We start from the raw sequence: 18,366 nt of genomic DNA, 5'->3' as shown, positions 1-18,366 counted from the left end.
CGGGCCCGGGACCGGCGGCCCTCAGCGGCGCAGGGCGCGCCACACCGCCTTGGCCGCGTTGTGGCCGGACATGCCGTGCACGCCGGGGCCGGGCCAGGCGGCCGAGGAGCACAGGAACACCGCCGGGTGGGCGGTGGCGTACGGGACGCGGGCGAGCCGCGGACGCAGCAGCGCCTGGAGCCCGGTGAAGGCGCCGCAGGCGATGTCGCCGCCGACGTAGTTGGCGTTGCGGGCGGCCAGTTCGGCGGGCCCCGAGACGGCGCGGGCCAGCACCAGGTCCCGGAAGCCGGGGGCGAAGCGCTCGACCTGCCGTTCGACCGCGTCGGTGAGGTCGCCGTCGAAGCCGTTCGGCACGTGCCCGTACGCCCAGTAGACGTGCTTGCCCTCCGGGGCGCGCCCGGGGTCGGCCACGCCGGGCTGCGCGGTGACGAGGAAGGGCACCCGCGGCGCCCGGCCCCGTACCGCGTCGTGCAGCGCCGTGCCGATCTCGCCGCTGGTCGGACCGAGGTGGACGGTTCCGGCGCGGCGGGCGTCCGGGCTCGTCCACGGCACCGGGCCGTCCAGCGCGTAGTCGACCTTGAAGGCGGCGGCGCCGTAGCGGAAGCGGCTGAAGGCGCGGCCGAGCTGGGCGATGCGGGCCAGCGCGGTGGGCGAGGTGTCGAACAGGTAGGCGCGGGCGGGCGGCAGCTCGTCCAGCCTCCTGACCTCCACCCCCGTGTGCACCGTGCCGCCGAGGGACGCCAGGTATCCGGCGAGGGCGTCAGAGACGGCCTGGGAGCCGCCCTTGGCGACCGGCCAGCCGTGCGCGTGCGCGGCCAGCGCGAAAACCATGGCGATCCCGGAGGTGGCGTTCGTGGTCAGCGGCGCCATGACGTGGGCGGCCAGCCCCGCGAACAGGGCCCTGGCCTTCTCGTCGCGGAAGCGGCGCAGCAGCGCGGTGACGGGCAGCAGGCCGGTGAGCCCGAACCGGGCGAGGGTGAGCGGGCCCTTGGGCAGCCCGTCCCAGGGCACCTTCAGGAAGTCGGCGGCCAGGGTGTCCCACCGCCCGGTGTAGGGGGCCACGAGCCGCCGGTAGGTGCCCGCGTCCCGGGGGCCGAGCGACATGGCCGTCTCCCCCACCGACGCGGCGAGGCGAACGGCGCTGCCGTCGGGGAAGGGGTGGGCCATGGCCAGGTCGGGGTGGAGCCAGGTGAGGCCGTGGCGTTCCAGGGGCATGCGCCGGAAGGCGGGCGAGCCCGCGCCGAGCGGGTGCACGGCGGAGCAGGGGTCGTGCCGGAAGCCGGGCAGCGTCAGCTCCTCGGTGCGGGCGCCCCCGCCCACGGTGTCCGCCGCCTCGAAGACCTCGACGCGCAGGCCGCGCCGTGCCAGTTCCACGGCGGCCGTCAGCCCGTTCGGCCCGGCCCCCACCACTACGGCGTCACACACGGACGGCACGTCGCCACCCCCTCACCCTCGTCCCGGTCGAAGGCCCTGCGCCTCTTCGGGATCCGGTCCGGCCAGCAGGGAGAGGATACGCCGCAGCGTCGGTTCGTCACGGGCGGCGGCGAACGGCAGGGCGTTGTGCCCGGTGACGTCGAAGGTGCCCCCGTCGGCGGTGGCGTGGGCTCCGCCCGCCTCGGTCACCAGCAGCAGACCGGCCGCGTGGTCCCAGGCGTTCTCCCAGCCGAAGGCGATGGCGTCCAGCGCGCCGGTGGCCACGTGCAGGTACTCCAGGCCCGCCGAACCGCAGGGCCGGGGCGCGACGCCGGGGGTGCGCAGCCGCAGCAGGGGCCGCAGGCGCTCCTCCTCGACGTAGTCGGGGTGGTCGGTGGCCACCTCCAGCACCGCGCCGGGGGACGGCTGGCCGGAACGCAGCGGGCGGCCGTCCAGCAGGGCCCCGCCGCCGCGCCGGGCCGTGGCCATGACGTCGCGGACGGGCAGGTACGTCCACGAGGCCAGCAGCTCGCCCCGGTGCGCGAGCGCGACCAGGGTGGCGAAGCCGTCCTCGCCGCGCACGAACTGCCGGGTGCCGTCCACCGGGTCGACGATCCACACCGGCGCGTCGCCGCCCAGCGCCGCGAGCATGCCCGGGTCGGCGTGGACGCCCTCCTCGCCGACGAACGCGGAGCCCGGCAGCAGGGCGGGCAGCGTGGCCGCCAGATGCGCCTCCGCCCGGCGGTCGGCGATGGTGACCAGGTCGTGCGGTCCGGCCTTCTGCGTCACGTCCTCGTCGGCGAGCTGCCGCCAGCGCGGCATGATTTCCTCGGCGGCGGCCTTGCGGACGGCGGCCTCGACCCCGGCTGTGAGCGCTGCGTCGATCATCGGTCCATCCAACCACGCGGCCAGGGCGCCGCTCCGCCCGGTCGGCACCACCGCACGCCGGTCAGCGTCCGACGGCGTAGCCCTGCATGCCGCGCGGGTTGGCGGCGGCGCTGAGCAGACCGCTCTCCGGGTCGCGGGCCACCGCGCACAGCCGCCCCTCCGACCAGGGCGGTCCGAGCGTCACCGCGTGGCCGCGGGCCCGCAGGGCGGCCACCGTCCGCGCGGGCATCCGCTCCTCGGCGACGACGGCGCCGGGGCTCATGCCGCGCGGGAAGAAGGAGGAGGGGAAGGACTCGGTGTGCCAGTTCGGCGCGTCGATGGCCCCCTGGAGGTCGAGCCCGCCGCGTACCGGGGGGCGCAGCGCGGCGGCGAGGAAGAAGTGCGTCTGCCACTGGTCCTGCTGGTCGCCGCCGGGGGTGCCGAACGCCAGGACGGGTTCGCCGCCGCGCAGCGCCAGCGAGGGCGTCAGCGTGGTGCGCGGGCGGCGGCCCGGGGTGAGGGACGCGGGCAGTCCCGGTTCCAGCCACGTCATCTGGAGCCGGGTGCCGAGCGGGAAGCCGAGCCCGGGGACGACGGGGTTGGACTGGAGCCAGCCGCCGCTGGGGGTGGCGCTGACCATGTTGCCCCAGCGGTCCACCACGTCCAGGTGGCAGGTGTCGCCGCGCACCGAGCCGTCGGGCGCGACGGTCGGCTCACCGGCCCCGGCGGCGCCGTCCGGCGCGGGGGCGCCCGCCGCCACGGCCCGCGCGTGTGGGGCGAGGCGGGGCGTGCGCCCTTCGGGGCTGCCCGGCCGCAGCTCGCGGGACGCGGTGTCGCCGACGAGCGCGCGGCGGGCGGCGTTGTAGCCGGGGGACAGCAGCGCGGCCAGGGGCACGGCGTCCGGTCCCCCGGCGTCGCCGTACCACGCCTCCCGGTCGGCCATGGCGAGCTTGGTGCCCTCGATGAGGGTGTGGACGTAGTCGGGGGTGCCGTACTCCAGGGAGCCAGGCAGCAGCGCGAGCTGCTGGAGCATCGCCGGGCCCTGCGTCCACGGCCCGGCCTTGCACACCGTCCAGCCCCGCCAGTCGAAGGTGACCGGTTCCTCGTAGTGCGCGGACCAGCGGGCGAGGTCGTCCCCGGTCAGGGTGCCAGTGTGCCGCTCGCCCGAGGTGTCCAGGGTGGGGCGCGCGGCGGCGCGCAGCAGGGCCTCGGCGACGAAGCCCTCCCGCCACACCCGGCGGGCCGCCTCGATCCGCGTCTCGCGGCCGGGCCCCGCGGCGGCGGCCTCGGCCAGCACACGCCGCCAGGTCACGGCGAGCGCGGGGTTGGCGAACAGGCTCCCCGGGCGCGGGGGCCGTCCGCCGGGCAGGTAGACCTCGGCCGACGCCGTCCACTCGGTGGTGAACACCTCGCGGACCCGCTCCACGGTCGCGGTGAGCTGCGGCACCGGCGGATGGCCGTGCTCGGCGTAGCCGATGGCGTACCGCAGGACGCGCTCCAGCGGCCAGGTGCCCCAGTCCCGCAGCAGGAGCAGCCACGCGTCGAACGCGCCCGGCACGGCGGCGGCCAGCGGGCCGGTGCCGGGCACCAGGTCCAGGCCGAGCGAGCGGTAGTGCGCGATGCTCGCGCCCGCCGGGGCCACGCCCTGCCCGCACAGCACCCGCACCGGCCTCCCGGCGGGCGCGAGCATGACGGGCACCTCCCCCGCCGGGCCGCACAGGTGCGGTTCGACGACGTGCAGCACGAAACCGGCGGCGACGGCGGCGTCGAAGGCGTTCCCGCCCTCCTCCAGCACGGCCAGCGCCGACTGGGAGGCGAGCCAGTGGGTGCTGGAGGCCATGCCGAAGGTGCCCTGGAGGGTGGGGCGGGTGGTGAACATGGTGCGGAGCGTAGGCCAGACGTCCGCCCCGGCTCCAGGCCCGGCGGCGCGTAGGCTGCGCCCCCATGAGCAGCGGCGAGCGGCCACCGGGGCCGCAGGTGGCGATCCTGAGCGGCGCGGGGATCTCCACCGACTCCGGCATCCCTGACTACCGGGGGCCCAACGGGCTGTGGCGGCGCGATCCGGAGGCGGAGAAGCTCGTCACCTACGGGTCCTACATGTCCGACCCGGAGATCAGGCGCCGCTCCTGGCGGATGCGCGCGGAGTCCCCCGCGTGGCGGGCCCGCCCCAACGCGGCGCACACCGCGATCACGGAGCTGGCCCGCTCGGGGGTGCCCGTCCGCGTCCTCACGCAGAACACCGACGGGCTGCACCAGCTCGCCGGGATGCCGGACGGCGCGGTGCTGGAGCTGCACGGCTCGTCGCGGTCGGTGGTGTGCACCGGCTGCGGCGCCCGCACCCCGATGGCCGAGGCGCTGGCCCGCGTCGAGGCGGGCGAACCGGACCCGGCGTGCCTGCTGTGCGGCGGCGTCCTGAAGTCCGCCACCGTCATGTTCGGGCAGAGCCTGGACCGGAAGGTGCTGGGCCGGGCGCTGGCCGTCGCGCGGGCGTGCGAGGTGTTCGTCGCGGTCGGCACGAGCCTGACCGTGCAGCCCGCCGCCTCGCTGGCGGGGACGGCCGCCGAGCACGGCGCCCGGCTGGTCATCGTGAACGCCGAGCCGACGCCGTACGACGAACTGGCCGAAGAACTGGTCCGCGAGCCGATCGGCACCGCCCTGCCGGCCCTGCTGGCGCGGCTGCGCACGGCCTGAACCGCCGGCCCCGCGCGGGGCCGGCGCGGGGCCGGCGCGGGGCCGGCGCGGGGCCGGCGGGGCGGACGCGCCCCGCGTCAGGAGGCGCGGGCGAGGGCGGCCTCGACGTCGCGGCGGTGCTGCGCGGAGACGGTGCCGGCCGCGGCGGCCAGCAGCGGCGGCAGATCCCGCGGCCCGGCCGCCGCGACGGCTGCGGCCTCCTGCGGGCTCCTGGCACGCACCAGTGCCGCGAGTACGGTGGTGGCCTCCTGCCGCCGTCCGTCGCGCACGAGCGCCAGCGCCGTCGCGGCGACCTCCTCGACGGGACGGGCGACGCCCTGCCGCAGCAGCCGGGCGCAGTCGTGGTGCCGCCCGGCGTCGGCGAGCGCCCCGGCGGCGGCGGCGAGCGGCTCAGGCGCCAGGCGGGCCGCCTCCCACAGCAGGACGCCGACGTCCGGGGCCAGCCCGGTCCGTTCGAGCGCATCAGCCAGTAACGGGAGCCGCTCGGCGGGACCGGCCGCGCACGCGCACAGCAGGGCGTGCGCCGGTCCGCCCTGCCCCTCGGCCCGCAGCCGGGCGAGGCGGGCCGCCGTCTGTCCGACGGCCGCCCGCAGCTCCTCGGGAACCGGTGGCGGGGTCCGGGGAGCCGGGGGCGGGGCCTCCTCTGCTCCGAGCGCACCGGCGAACCGGGCGCCGCGCGGCGGCGGGCCCGTGCGGGGCGCCGCCGGGGCCGGGGCGCGGACGGCGACGTCCTCCAGCCCGGCGAACCGGGCGCCGCGCGGCCGGGGCCTGGCGGGCCGCCGGACCGGGCGGGCCGTGCCCGGGTCGTCCCGCACGGGCGGCGGGGCGGGGGCTGGTTCCCGCACGGGCGGCGGGGCGGGGAGCGCGTCCAGGCGGGCGCGCAGCTCCGTGCAGCGGGCGGCGGCCCGGTCCAGGTCGTCGCGCGTCCAGGCCAGGTCGGCGGCGAACCGTTCGGCGCGCGCGGTGTGCCCGGCCGACTGCGCCGCCGCGAAGGCCGCCGTCAGGTCCCCCACGCGTCGGCGCGCCTTCTCCCGGGTGGCCTCCATCGCCTCCAGCCGGTCCGCGAGGACGGCGCGGGCTCCCCCGCCGCGGTCGTGGGCGGCGACGGCGTCCGTGTACCGCGCGCGCAGCCGGGCGGCGAGACGGGCCGGTTCCGCGTCGCCGGGCCGGGCGGCGAGGTCGTGGAGCAGGGCGTCGACCACGTCCCAGGGCGGGACGTCGCGGCCGTCCAGGCAAGCGCGCAGTCCCGCGGGATCACGCTGGGCGAAGACCCCGTACCAGCCGGTCGCGGGGTCGAGGAACGTGAGGAGGGAGCGGAGTTCGGCCGCGAAGACCGCCACCGCGTCGGGAAGTCGGTGCGCTGCGAGCCCTTCGGTCATGGCCGCCCATCCCACACCCGGCGTGTTACGCACCGTGTTACGCGGACGCTAAGACGCCGTTTCCCGTTGTCGGCAGGGGAGTTGGCGGCCGTGACCGGTGTCCGCGCCCCGATGACGCCGCCCGGCCGGCGGCTGCCTCGCCGCCACATCGTGTGACGGGCTGGCCCGGCGCTATGACCGCGGCGCGCTGGTGGGCTGCCCGGCCGACGGTGGAGCACACCGGGACGTCCCAGGTCACACGGCGGTCCTCACCCGCTGGGCAGCGGACCGTGCGTGTTCACCGCGTGGTGCTCCGCCGGACAGAACCCCAGGTGGCACCGCGGGCCGCGACCCGGGGCGTCCGCGTGCCGCGTCCGGCCCCCGCGCTCAGCCCTCCGCGGCCTCCGCGTAGCTCTGGATCAGCCCGGGCGTCCCGCCCGCCGCCCACTCCTGACCCGCCGTCACCACGTCCAGCGCCCGGCCGGACGGGAGCACCACCACGGGCCTGCCGTTCGGCCACAGCTGCCAGCGCGCCCCCCGGACCGTCCGGATGACGACCGTGCCCAGATACAGTCCGGCGTCGTTACCCAGCCGGCTGAGGGTCTCGGAGTCGTCCCGCCACAGCGGGAGCAACTGGTCGAGCGCCTCCAGCGACGCGGCGCTCCCGTCGAGTTCGACGCCGTCGCCCGCCGCCTGGGCCCGCAGCAGCTCGAAATCCGACAGCAGCCGCGCGAGGCCCTCCGGGTCTCCCGGCCCGGGGCGGTACACCGCCATGCCACGGGACATCCGGTGACGCTTGCGCCAGTTGTCCAGGAAGGAGATGTTCATGCCGTTCAGGGTCGCACTACACCGTCGGCGAGCACCACAGGCGCGCGGCGCCGGCGCCCCCGCCGGGCGTGGCCGGATGGACACCCGGCGGCCGCCACGCCGTCTTCCCGCCGACGCCCGGCCGCGCTTTCCTGTATCCCGTGTGCTCGACCGCCGACGTCGTCCCGCAGTGAGCGGAAGGGGCTAACCGTGCGCAACCGCTGGTGGAACTCCCGGCGCCTGCCGGTCCTGCTGATCGGACTGGCCCTCAGCACGGCGGCCGTGCCCGTCACCGCCGCCTCCGTCCCGTCCGCCGCGCGGGACGCCGCCGCGCGGGACGTGCGCGGCCCGGTCGCCGTGCCGCAGGCCCTGCCCCTCGCGCGCCACTTCGACAACCGGGGCGTCAGCGACGACGCCGACCCCGCCGCCGCCGACTTCGACGGCGCGGGCAACTCCTTCTCCGCCCAGGACCTGCGCGCCGCCGGCTGGACGCCGGGCCGGACGCTGGACCTGGACGGGGCGCCGCTGCGGGCGCCCCGCGCCGCCCCCGGCGCCCCCGACAACGTGCGCGCCGACGGGCAGCACGTCGCGCTGCGCGGCACGGGCGGGCCGCTGTCGTTCCTGGTGGCCGCCAGCTCGCCGTCGGGCGCGGCCCGCGAGGCCACCGGCCACGGCACGGTCCACTACAGCGACGGCTCCACAGCCCGGTACACGCTGACCGCGGGCGACTGGCGGGGCGGACCGCTGGCCACGAAGGCGGTGGCGCTGCCGCACCGCAACACCCCCGCCGGGCAGCGGACGGAGCGGACCCGGCTGTACGCGGTGACCGTGCCGGTGCCCGTGCGCGAGGGCGCCGAGGTCCGCTCGGTCCAACTGCCCGCCGACCCCGGCCCGGACGCCGACCTGCACGTCTTCGACGCCGCGTGGCACTCCGGCACGTCCGGGTGGACGGGCACCTGGGCCACCAGCACCGGCGGCTACCGCGCGGTGGGGCCCTGGAAGGACCGCACGCTGCGGCTCGTCGTGCACGCCAGCGCGGGCGGCACGACGGCCCGGGTGCGGCTGGCCAACACCTTCGCCGCCGCCCCCGTGGAGATCGCCGCCGCCTCCGTCGCGGTGCGCCGCTCGGGCGCGCAGGCGGTGTCCGCACCCGTGCCGCTGTCCTTCGGCGAGCGGCCCGGCGTCCGCATCCCCGCGGGCGCGCGGGCCGTCAGCGACCCGGTGGACTTCACGGTGCCCGCGGGCGGTGACCTCCTCGTCAGCCTCCACCTGCCGGGCACGGTGACGGCGGCGCCGGTGAACACCTTCGCGATGCAGCGCTCGTACGCCTCCGCCGACGGCGCGGGCGACCTCACCCGCGCCACCGGCGCCACCGGCTACCGCGCGGAACTGACGAGCTGGCCGTTCCTGACCGGCGTGGACGTCGCGGGCGGACCCGGCAGCGTCGTGACGCTCGGCGACTCGATCACGGCCGGGGAGGACTCCACGGTGGGCGCCAACCGGCGCTGGCCCGACGTGCTCGCCGAACGGCTGCGCGCGGGCGGGGTCAGCGGCGTGCCGGCCTACGGCGTCCTCAACCACGGCATCTCGGCCAACCGCATCGTCACCGACCGCTACCCGGGTGACGGGGTGAGCAACGACGCCGGCGGCGTCAGCGCCCAGCACCGGCTGGAGCGCGACGTGCTCGCCCAGCCGGGGGTGCGCACGGTGGTGCTGTTCGAGGGCGTCAACGACCTGCGCGCGGGCACGTCCGCGCAGGACGTGATCGCGGGGATGCGGGCCATCGCCGAACGCTCCCGGGCCCGGGGGCTGCGCGTGGTGGGCGCGACGGTCTCGCCCTGCGGCGGCTGGCCGGACTGCACGGCGGCGATGGACCGGGAACGGCGCACGGTGAACGCCTTCGTCCGCGACAACGGCGGCGTCTTCGACGCCGTGCTCGACTTCGACGCCGTCCTGCGCGACCCGGCCGCGCCGCACCGGCTGCTGCCCGCCTACGACAGCGGGGACCACCTGCACCCGGGGGACGCCGGGCTGCGGGCGGTGGCCCACTCGGTGGACCTGCGGCTGCTCGTGCCGCCGGGACGCTAGGGCTCCAGGTCGACCACGACGGGGGCGTGGTCGGAGGGGCTCTTGCCCTTGCGGGCCTCCCGGTCCACGTAGGCGTCGGACACGGCGGCGCGGAAGGGGGCGTTGCCGTAGACGAGGTCGATGCGCATGCCCCGGTTCTTGGGGAAGCAGAGCTGGCGGTAGTCCCAGTAGGTGAACGGGACGTCGTACTTGAGCGGCCGCGGGTACACGTCGTCCAGGCCCGTGTCGCGCAGTGCCGCCAGCGCGGCCCGCTCGGGCCCGGTCACGTGGGTGGCGCCCTCGAAGGCGGCGATGTCGTGGACGTCCGCGTCGGTGGGGGCGATGTTGAAGTCGCCCAGGACGGCGAACGGGCGCTCGCCGCCCGCCTCGGTCCGCGCCGTCTCGCGCAGCGCCTCCAGCCACCGCAGCTTGTAGGCGTAGTGCGGGTGGTCCACCTCGCGGCCGTTGGGCACGTACACCGACCACACCCGCACCCCGGCGCAGACGGCGGCCACCGCGCGGGGCTCCCGGACGCCGTCGAACCCGGGCGCGCCGGGGAGCGAGGTGAGCGGCTCCTCGATGCCGACGCGGGAGAGCACGGCGACGCCGTTCCACCGCCCGTCGGCGTCCACCGCCGCCTCGTACCCGGCCTCCCGCAGCGCGGCGGCCGGGAACTGGGCGGCGGTGCACTTCAGCTCCTGGAGGCACAGAACGTCCGGGGCGCTGCCCTCCAGCCAGGCGAGCAGCCGCTCCAGCCGCGGGTTGATGCCGTTGACGTTCCAGGTGGCGATGCGCATGGCGTCCAACCTACCGGGCCGCACCGACACCCCTCACACCTGCGCGGACTCCCCGGGGGCCAGCCGCAGGTGCTCGGTCGCGCCGATGCCCGGCCCGGCCGGTCCGAACATCCGCTCGTACACCGGCACGCCCTGCTCCGACAGCAGCCCGTCGTGGACGTCGTAGGCCCGCTCGGGGGCGACCTCGCGCACGTAGTCCACGATCTCGGAGAACTTGCTCCAGGGCGCCTGGAGCGGCAGCAGCAGTGTCCGCACCCGGCGGTGCGGCACGGTGAGCGCGTCACCCGGGTGGAAGACGGACCCGTCCACCAGGTAGCCGGTGTTGGCGACGCGGGGGAGGTCGGGGTGGATGACGGCGTGCAGCTCGCCGTGCGCCTCCACCGGGAACCCGGCGGCCTCGAAGACGTCGCCGTCGCCGACGGTGTGCACCCGGCCCGGGAAGGCGGCGGTCAGCGCCCCGGCGACGGCGCGCGGCGCCCACAGCGCGGCGTCGGGGCGCGCCTCCAGCGCCGCCCGCAGCCGCCCCTCGTCGAAGTGGTCGGGGTGCTCGTGGGTGACGAGGATCGCGTCGGCCCCGGCGGCGGCGTCGCTCTCGCTGAACGCGCCCGGGTCGATGACGAGCGTGCGCCCGTCGCGTTCGAGGCGCACGCAGGCGTGGCCGTGCTTCGTCAGTCGCATGCCAGTGGTACCAGTCATGCCCCCATGGTGCCCACCACGCCCACCGGAACCCCCACGCGCCGGCGGAAGCGGGGGCGGCGCGTCCGCGGGCTGGCGGGTTCGGCCGGCGGGGGTCAGAAGGAGGCGGTGGAGACGGCGTGGACGTGGGGGCGCTCGGGCTTGGTGAGGTCCACGGTGAGCGCCAGCTGCGGCCGTGCGCCGGGCAGCTCCACGGTCGTGCCCGCGTAGTGGCGGCCGGACCGCTCCAGGTCCCAGCCGACGGTGCCCGCCTGCCCGGGGGTCACCGGGTCCGTGCCGGGCTCCAGGGCGTCGCGGGTGCGGCCGAGCCCGGCCAGGAAGGCGTCCAGGCCCTCGGGCGAGGTGCGGAACTGCACGTACAGGGAGCTGCGCTCCCAGCTGTTCTCCTCGTAGTGGGCCACGTACGTGGAGTGCGGCGGGATGTCCACCTCGTAGATGCGCCGGGTGGCCTTGCTGGGCCACTCCCAGACGAGCCCCGTTGCGGCGGCCGTGGCCTGCTTGTCCTTGCCGCTCTCGCGGCTCTGCTGGGCGGACACCACGAGGTACACGGCGGGCACGGAGATGAGCACGACGACGACGAGGGCGGTCAGCCAGCGGCGGCGCGGGCGGACGCGGGGGGCGGCGGGGGACGTCACCGGGCCCCCTCCCGGGTACGCGGGGCGAGTCCGAGCTGGGCCGCGGCCCGCTCGTAGCGCTCGTACCGCTCCAGGCGGCGGCGGGTGGCGCGGCGGAACCGGCGGGCGACGAGCCGGGCGAGGTCCGCGGCGCCGACCATGCCCGCCTCCGGGCCGAGCCGGGCGCGGACGACGCGGGCCTCGGGGCGGTAGCCGCGCCCGGTCAGGTGGCGGCGGAAGGACTCCCGCGCCGGGCCGATGAGCAGGTCGTCGGCGGCGCTCACGCCGCCGCCGATGACGAAGCAGGACGGGTCGAGGGCGGCGGCCAGGTTGGCGAGCCCGATGCCGAGCCAGCGGCCGATGTCGCCGAGCAGTTCGACGCACATGGCGTCGCCCTCGCGGGCGAGGTCGGTGATGAGCGGCCCGGTGACGTCCGCGGCGCGGCCGCCGACGCGCTCGATGAGGTGGTGGGCGACCGGCGAGTCGGCCAGCGCCAGTTCCCGGGCCTCGCGGACCAGGGCGTTGCCCGAGCTGTACTGCTCCCAGCAGCCGCGGTTGCCGCAGGGGCAGCGGTGGCCGCCGGGGACGACCTGCATGTGCCCGAACTCCCCGGCCACCCCGTACTTGCCCCGCTTGACGCGGCCGTCCTCCAGGATGGCCCCGCCGATGCCCGTGCCCAGGGTGATCATGACGAGGTGGTCCTCGCCCTGCCCGGCGCCGAAGCGCCACTCGCCCCAGGCGGCGGTGTTGGCGTCGTTGTCGACCATGACCGGGACGGCGAGCCGGGCCTGGAGCGCGTCGCGCAGCGGTTCGTCCCGCCAGGACAGGTGCGGGGCGAACAGGACGCGGGAGCGGTCGGAGTCCACCCATCCGGCCGCGCCGATGCCGACGGCGTGCACGTCGTGCCGGTCGGAGAGGTCCAGGACGAGTTCGGTGATGACGTCCTCGACCACCTTGGGGCTCTTGGAGCGGTCGGGGGTCTCGGTGCGGATCTGCTCCGCGATGGTGCCGTCGGCGTTCACCACCCCGGCCATCACCTTCGTGCCGCCGATGTCGATGCCCACGGTCGGCACGCGCGGCGCGGACAGGTGCGAGCGGCGTTCGCGGGTGGCGACGCTGCCGCGGCCTGCGACCGTGCGCAGCATGGTGGCCCGCGTGGAGTCGTGGGACGTGCGGTCGCGGTACGTACTCATCACGACGATTGTGCCTCACCCCGCAACTCGTGGCGGAGTTCGTCCAGCTCGCTGCCGCCCGCCATCTGCCGGGTCAGTTCGTCGAGGGTGATCTCCCCGCGTGCGTGGGAGCCGGCCGGGGCGCCGCGCTTGAGGAGCAGGTAACGGTCGGCGACGAGGTGCGCGTGGTGCGGGTTGTGGGTGATGAGGACGACGCCGAGTCCCGCGTCCCGGGCCGCGGCGACGTGCCGGAGCACGGTTCCGGCCTGTTTGACGCCGAGCGCGGCCGTCGGCTCGTCCAGGACGAGGACGCGGGCGCCGAAGTGCACGGCGCGGGCGATCGCCACGCACTGCCGCTCGCCGCCGGAGAGGGTGCCGATGGGCTGGTCGACGTCGCGCAGGTGGATGCCCATGCCGGCCAGCGCCTCGCGGGTGGCCTCGCGCATCCCCGCCGTGTCCAGGCGGCGGAACGGGCCCCGCCCGCGGGAGCGCTCGGAGCCGAGGAAGAAGTTGCGCCACACCGGCATGAGCGGCACGACGGCCAGGTCCTGGTAGACGGTGGCGATGCCCCGGTCCAGCGCCTCGCGCGGGGAGGACAGGCGTACCGGGCGGCCGTCGACGCGGTAGCTTCCGCCGTCGTGCCGGTGCAGCCCGGAGATGATCTTGATGAGGGTCGACTTTCCCGCGCCGTTGTCGCCCAGCACGCAGGTGACGGTGCCCGCGCGCACGGTGAGCGAGACGCCCTCCAGCGCCCGCACGGTGCCGTAGGACTTGCCGACGCCGTTCAGGGCCAGGAGCGGCGGGTCCTGCGGGTCCCGCTCGTCGCGGGGTGTCGTCGCAGCGGTCATCGGGCGGCCTCCGCACGGCGTCGGATCCAGGCGTTGAGCAGCGTGGCGAGCAGCAGCATGGCGCCGAGGAAGAACTTGAACCAGCTCGGGTCCCACTGGGCGTAGACGATGCCCTTGCTCGTCATGCCGAAGATCAGCGCGCCGACGGCGGCACCGGCCGCCGAGCCGTAGCCGCCGGTGAGCAGGCAGCCGCCGATGACGGCGGCGGCGATGTAGATCAGCTCGTTGCCGACGCCCTGGCCCGACTGGACGACGCCGTACATGAACAGCAGGTGCTGGCCGGAGATCCAGGCGCACAGGGCGACGCCCAGGTACAGCCCGATCTTCGTCCTGGCGACTGGGACGCCGACGGCCCGCGCGGCCTCCGCGCTGCCGCCGACCGCGAAGATCCAGTTCCCCGCCCGGGTGCGCAGCAGCACCCAGGTGGCCAGGGCGACCAGGGCGAGCCACCACAGGATCGTCACCCGCACGCGGAGGTCGTCGCCGAGCGTCAGCTGGGAGGCGAACAGGGCGCGGGCGCTGGTGTAGCCCTCCATGTCGGCGATGGTCTTGGTGGAGACGGTGCCGGAGATGAGCTTGGTGGCGCCCAGGTTCACGCCGGTGAGCATGAGGAAGGTGCCGAGCGTGATGATGAAGCTGGGGAGTTTCGTGCGGACGAGGAGCCAGCCGTTGAGCAGGCCGAAGGCGAGCGTCACCAGCAGGGACACCCCGACACCGACCCAGACGTTGGCGGTCATCTGGTAGCTGGACATCGAGGAGACGAGCGCGGAGCTGGTCACCATGACGCCGGTGGACAGGTCGAACTCGCCGCCGATCATCAGCAGCGCCACGGGCACCGCCATGATGCCGATGGTGGACGCCGCGTACAGGACGGTGGACAGGCCGGCCGGGCTGAGGAAGCTGTCGGCGCAGGCGGCGAAGAAGACGAAGACGGCGACGGCGCCGACGACCGCGCCCAGCTCGGGGCGGGCCAGCAGCGCGCGCGGCCCCGGGCGCCGGGGCAGGCGTCCGCCCGGGGTGCCGGCCCCGTCCGGGCCGGCCGGACCCGGCCGCGCGGTGGCGGTGCCGGCCGTCACCGGGTGCCCCGGGCGGTGTACTCGGCCAGCGCGTCGGCGTCCTCGCGGGTGAGGATCTGCGGTCCGGTCAGCACGGGCTGGCCGCCGCCGAGCATGGTGGCGTTGTAGCGGTACAGCCACAGCAGGTCCACCGCCTGGTAGCCCTGGAGGTAGGGCTGCTGGTCGACGGCGAAGGCGATGCCGCCGTCGCGCAGTCCCGCGACGACGGCGGGGTTGAGGTCGAACGTGGCGATCTCCGCGTCGCTGCCCGCCTGGTCGGCGGCGCGCACGGCGGTGGCGGCGAAGGGGGCGCCGAGGGCGACGACGGCGTCCACCGCGGTGTCGGCTTGCAGCTCCGCCTCCAGGGAGGACTGGACGGAGGGCATGTCGGTGCCCTCGACGTAGAGGTTCTCCACGGTGCCGTCGAAGGTCTCGCGCACCCCGTCGCAGCGCTCCTCGTGCCCGATGTTGCCCTGTTCGTGGAGCACGCAGACGGCCTTGGTGCGTCCGCGCTCGTTCAGCTCCTCGCCGACGGCCCGCCCCGCGGTCGTCTCGTCCTGCCCGATGTGGGCGAGGGCGCCGAACCCCTTGGAGAGGTCCTGCCCGGAGTTGACGGTGACGACGGGGATCCCGGCCTCGACGGCCCGGCGGACGACGGCCTCCATCGCGTCCGGCTTGGCCAGGGAGACGACGAGGCCGTCGACGTCCTGGTCGATGCGGGCCTGGACGAGTTCGGCCTGCTGTCCGGCCTCCTCGTCGTGGGAGTACAGGAACTCGATGTTGTCCTTGACGGCGGCCTGCTCGGCGCCCGAGCGGACGATGTCCCAGAAGGTGTCGCCCTCGCCGGAGTGGGTCACCATTGCGAACGTCCAGCGCGGGGTGTCCACCGCGGCCCGCCCGCCGGCGGCCGCCCGCGCCCGTTCCTCCTCGGCGCGCTTCCCGCCGGTGCTGCTGCACCCGGCGAGCGGCACGGCCAGCGCGAGGAGGCCCGCGACGGCCACCGCCGTCCGCGCTCGCGCACGCGCGCTCTTCGCTTGCATCCTGGCCCTGGCCACTCGCGTCCAGCCCTTCGCTCACCGGTTCGGCGTTTCCAACCGCACAAGTATGGGACACCGGGTGCGGTGGAGGCGGCCGGGGGGCGGCGCAGGCGGGCTTCCGCGTGGGCCGGGCCTCCCCGCGCTCCCCGCGCTCCCGGCGCGAGCAGCGGGAGCGCGGGCCGGGAGCGGGGCGCGGGCCGGGAGCGGGGCGCGGGCCGGGAGCGGGGTCAGCCGCCGAGCCGCCGGTGGCGGGCGGCCAGCGCGGCGGCGCCGGTCTCGGTGAGGGAGCCGAACAGGCGCAGCCGGGAGATGCCGCCGTCGGGGAAGATGTCCAGGCGGACGTGGGTGAGCGCGGGGGCGTCCGCCAGCACGAAGCGGTGCGCGGTGTCGGGCTGGAGCCGGGTGCGCGGCAGCAGTTCGGTCCACGCGCCGTCCGGGCCGTCCTTGCCGACGAGGGCGGCCCAGCCCGCGGCGTTGCCCTTGAGGCAGGCGGTGTCGATCTCGACCGCCCGGACGCGGGCCTGGGCGGTGAGCGCGTAGGCGATCCAGTCGTTGCCCCGGTCGCGGCGGCGGCGGGTCTCCCAGCCGTCGTCCATCTTCTGCGAGCGGCCGGGGGCGATGGTGTGGGTGGCCGGGGAGTAGAAGCGGTCGGAGGCGTCCTCGACGGCGCCGCCGTTCTCCTGCGCGACCACGTCGAACGTGCCGAGCGCCGCGAGCCAGGCCGGGTCGGGGACGATCTCGCCGTGCACGCGCAGCCGGGCGATGCCGCCGTCGGGGTGCTGGTTGACGCGCAGGTGGGTGAAGCGCCGCGGGACGTCGACGGCGAATCCGTTGGCGGCGTGTCCCCCGACGGGGGTGCGCGGGACGAGTGTGGTCCACCGCACGTCCGAGGCGAGCAGTTCCCCGGGGGAGGCGGCGGCGGGCGCGGAGGTCGCCTGGACGGAGACGGACTGCGGGTAGTTGCCGCGGAAGTGGGCGGTGTCCACGACGATGCCGCGGATGACGCCGGGCGCGCCGAGCCGGACCAGGGCCCAGTCGTGGTCGTCGTCGGCCGGGTGCGGGACGGCGGCGACCGTGCCGCGGCGGCGTCGGGTCTCCCAGCCGTCCATGACCTTGCCCTTGTGGCCGAAGTGCCCGGGGTCGAACGCGGCGCGCCCGGGCAGCAGCAGGTTCTCGCGCTCGGCGAAGAACTCGTCGTTCGCGGCGATGACGCCGGCGCCCAGCCGCCGGTCGGCGAGGTCGGCGAGGTGGGCGAACGGGAAGTCGGCGGTGCGGTAGTCGGCGTAGGGGTCGCCGCCGCCGTAGGGGCGCGCGTCGCCGGTGAAGCGCGGGAGGGCGGTGGGTGCCTCGTGGTGCGCCGCGGTCATGCGGTGGTCCTCTCGATGAGTCGTCCGGCCTTGCCGAGGGTGCGGCCGTGGTCGGTGATCTGCTCGCCGCGCAGCCAGGTGGAGCGGACGACGCCGTGCAGGGTGCGGCCCGCGTAGGCGGTCACCCGGTTGCGGTGGTGCAGCCGGGCGGGATCGACCGTGAAGGTCTCCTCGGGGGCGAGGACGGCGAAGTCGGCGTCGTGGCCGGGGGCGATGGCGCCCTTCACGCCGTCGAGGCGGGCGAGGGCGGCCGGGGCGGCGGACATCCAGCGCACGACGTCCGCCAGGCAGTGGCCGCGGCGGCGGGCCTCGGTCCACACGGCGGGCAGTCCGAGCTGGAGCGAGGAGATGCCGCCCCAGGCGCTGCCGAAGTCCGGCGTCTTGAGGTCGGCGGTGCACGGCGAGTGGTCGGAGACGACGCAGTCGATGGTGCCGTCGGCGAGCCCGGCCCACAGGGCGTCCTGGTTGCGCCGCTCGCGGATGGGCGGGCAGCACTTGAACTCCGTCGCGCCGTCAGGCACCTCCTCGGCGGTGAGGGTGAGGAAGTGCGGGCACGTCTCGGCGGTGACGCGGACGCCGTCCCGCCGGGCGGCGGCGAGCAGGGGGAGCGCGTCGGCGGAGGACAGGTGCAGGACGTGGACGCGGGCGTCGAGCCGGGCCGCGAGGCCGACGAGACGGGCGACGGCGTCGTTCTCGGCGGCGCGGGGCCGGGAGGCGAGGAAGTCGGCGTAGCGCGGGCCGCGCGGCGGCGGGGCGTCCGCCAGGCGGGCCGGGTCCTCGGCGTGCACGATGAGCAGGCCGTCGAAGGAGGCGATCTCGGTGAGCGCGGCCGTGAGGCCGTCGGCGTCGAGCTGCGGGAACTCCTCCACCCCGGAGGGGGACAGGAAGCACTTGAAGCCGAACACCCCGGCGTCGTGCAGGGCGCGCAGTGCGGGGACGTTGCCGGGGACGGCGCCGCCCCAGAACCCGGTGTCCACGTGCGCCTTGTCGCGGGCGACGTCCCGCTTCACCGCGAGGTGCTCCGCGGTGGTGGTGGGCGGCAGGCTGTTGAGCGGCATGTCCAGGAGGGTGGTGACGCCACCGGCCGCGGCGGCCCGCGTCGCCGTCCAGAAGCCCTCCCACTCGGTGCGCCCGGGGTCGTTGACGTGCACGTGCGTGTCGACGAGGCCGGGCAGGAGCGCGTCGTCGCCGAGGTCGAGCACGCGGGTGCCGTCCGTGCCGTCCGGCGGCGGGGTGTCGTGCGGCAGCACGGCGGTGACGCGCCCGCCGGTGACGGTGACGGACGCGGCCCGGGTGCCCTCGGGTGTGACGACGCGCGTCGAGCGCAGGACGAGGTCCGCCGCGGGGGGTGGGGCGGACGGGGTGGCGGTCAACCGGCCTCCTTCAGCTGTTTCAACGTTCTGTTGAACGAGTTTTCATCTCCCCGCGGGTGGCGTCAAGGGCCGTCGGCCGCACCGGTCCGCCTCGGGGCGACTCTTGGAGGTTTCCACAAAATGGAATACTGATACCGAGGGGTGAAATGGAGGACCGGACGGCGCGGAGCGCGCCGCCGCCCGCCGCGCGGGTGTGCGACAGGG

Annotated in this window: 16 protein-coding genes; 2 read left to right on the top strand and 14 right to left on the bottom strand. The window is 76.4% G+C overall.

What is annotated here, in order from left to right:
- Nucleotides 1-21 precede the first annotated feature (21 nt).
- The 3 genes from V1J52_RS01705 to V1J52_RS01695 form a co-directional block, all read right to left on the bottom strand.
- On the bottom strand, nt 22-1,434 hold the full coding sequence (locus tag V1J52_RS01705; RefSeq protein WP_330137705.1) for a phytoene desaturase family protein: 1,413 nt from the start codon (nt 1,432-1,434) through the stop codon (nt 22-24).
- Nucleotides 1,435-1,446: 12 nt separating this feature from the next.
- Nucleotides 1,447-2,301, bottom strand: a complete 855-nt coding sequence (locus V1J52_RS01700; RefSeq protein WP_330137704.1) for an inositol monophosphatase family protein — start codon at nt 2,299-2,301, stop codon at nt 1,447-1,449.
- A gap of 61 nt (nt 2,302-2,362) precedes the next feature.
- Nucleotides 2,363-4,159 (bottom strand): gamma-glutamyltransferase family protein, encoded by a 1,797-nt coding sequence (locus tag V1J52_RS01695; protein ID WP_330137703.1) that lies wholly within the window; start codon nt 4,157-4,159, stop codon nt 2,363-2,365.
- Nucleotides 4,160-4,224: 65 nt separating this feature from the next.
- Between V1J52_RS01695 and V1J52_RS01690 the strand changes: the two genes are divergently transcribed.
- Nucleotides 4,225-4,971 carry an SIR2 family NAD-dependent protein deacylase gene (locus V1J52_RS01690; protein ID WP_330137702.1) on the top strand — a complete coding sequence of 249 codons (747 nt, stop codon included), beginning with the start codon at nt 4,225-4,227 and terminating at the stop codon, nt 4,969-4,971.
- 77 nt (nt 4,972-5,048) lie between these two features.
- Here the strand turns inward: V1J52_RS01690 and V1J52_RS01685 are convergent, their stop codons facing one another.
- Together V1J52_RS01685 and V1J52_RS01680 are read right to left on the bottom strand one after the other, a co-directional pair.
- Nucleotides 5,049-6,350, bottom strand: a complete 1,302-nt coding sequence (locus V1J52_RS01685) for a hypothetical protein (protein ID WP_330137701.1) — start codon at nt 6,348-6,350, stop codon at nt 5,049-5,051.
- 366 nt (nt 6,351-6,716) lie between these two features.
- Nucleotides 6,717-7,157: a DUF6278 family protein gene (locus V1J52_RS01680; protein ID WP_330137700.1), complete on the bottom strand. Its 441-nt coding sequence runs from the start codon at nt 7,155-7,157 to the stop codon at nt 6,717-6,719.
- Nucleotides 7,158-7,346: 189 nt separating this feature from the next.
- Here V1J52_RS01680 and V1J52_RS01675 point away from each other — a divergent pair, with 189 nt between their 5' ends.
- Entirely contained in the window at nt 7,347-9,224 is a 1,878-nt protein-coding gene (locus tag V1J52_RS01675; RefSeq protein WP_443075679.1) for an SGNH/GDSL hydrolase family protein, read from the top strand.
- Here the strand turns inward: V1J52_RS01675 and V1J52_RS01670 are convergent.
- The 9 genes from V1J52_RS01670 to allB all read right to left on the bottom strand — a co-directional run bounded on the left by V1J52_RS01670 (nt 9,221) and on the right by allB (nt 18,162).
- Nucleotides 9,221-10,000 (bottom strand): exodeoxyribonuclease III, encoded by a 780-nt coding sequence (locus V1J52_RS01670; protein WP_330137699.1) that lies wholly within the window; start codon nt 9,998-10,000, stop codon nt 9,221-9,223. The two genes, V1J52_RS01675 and V1J52_RS01670, sit on opposite strands and share 4 nt — an antisense overlap.
- A 33-nt stretch (nt 10,001-10,033) precedes the next feature.
- On the bottom strand, nt 10,034-10,678 hold the full coding sequence (locus tag V1J52_RS01665) for an MBL fold metallo-hydrolase (RefSeq protein WP_330138093.1): 645 nt from the start codon (nt 10,676-10,678) through the stop codon (nt 10,034-10,036).
- A 113-nt stretch (nt 10,679-10,791) separates the two neighbouring features.
- Nucleotides 10,792-11,331: a hypothetical protein gene (locus V1J52_RS01660; RefSeq protein WP_330137698.1), complete on the bottom strand. Its 540-nt coding sequence runs from the start codon at nt 11,329-11,331 to the stop codon at nt 10,792-10,794.
- Complete coding sequence (locus V1J52_RS01655; RefSeq protein WP_330137697.1) at nt 11,328-12,503, bottom strand: ROK family glucokinase; 1,176 nt, start codon at nt 12,501-12,503, stop codon at nt 11,328-11,330. The genes V1J52_RS01660 and V1J52_RS01655 overlap by 4 nt, the downstream gene beginning before the upstream one ends.
- Nucleotides 12,503-13,330 (bottom strand): ATP-binding cassette domain-containing protein, encoded by an 828-nt coding sequence (locus V1J52_RS01650; RefSeq protein ID WP_330137696.1) that lies wholly within the window; start codon nt 13,328-13,330, stop codon nt 12,503-12,505. Before V1J52_RS01650 ends, V1J52_RS01655 begins: the two co-directional genes overlap by 1 nt.
- Complete coding sequence (locus V1J52_RS01645) at nt 13,327-14,334, bottom strand: ABC transporter permease (RefSeq protein ID WP_330138092.1); 1,008 nt, start codon at nt 14,332-14,334, stop codon at nt 13,327-13,329. The genes V1J52_RS01650 and V1J52_RS01645 overlap by 4 nt, the downstream gene beginning before the upstream one ends.
- A 68-nt stretch (nt 14,335-14,402) precedes the next feature.
- A complete protein-coding gene (locus tag V1J52_RS01640) occupies nt 14,403-15,425 on the bottom strand; it encodes a sugar ABC transporter substrate-binding protein (RefSeq protein WP_330137695.1) in 1,023 nt (340 codons plus the stop codon).
- Between the two features lie 224 nt (nt 15,426-15,649).
- On the bottom strand, nt 15,650-16,789 hold the full coding sequence (gene alc / locus V1J52_RS01635; RefSeq protein WP_330137694.1) for an allantoicase: 1,140 nt from the start codon (nt 16,787-16,789) through the stop codon (nt 15,650-15,652).
- Nucleotides 16,786-18,162 (bottom strand): allantoinase AllB, encoded by a 1,377-nt coding sequence (gene allB, locus V1J52_RS01630; RefSeq protein WP_330137693.1) that lies wholly within the window; start codon nt 18,160-18,162, stop codon nt 16,786-16,788. The genes alc and allB overlap by 4 nt, the downstream gene beginning before the upstream one ends.
- Nucleotides 18,163-18,366: the final 204 nt, after the last annotated feature.

Source organism: Streptomyces solitudinis (assembly GCF_036323765.1).
Classification (GTDB): Bacteria; Actinomycetota; Actinomycetes; order Streptomycetales; family Streptomycetaceae; genus Streptomyces.
The sequence above is the reverse complement of the archived record's forward strand: the minus strand, read 5'-3'. Positions and strand labels throughout refer to the sequence as shown.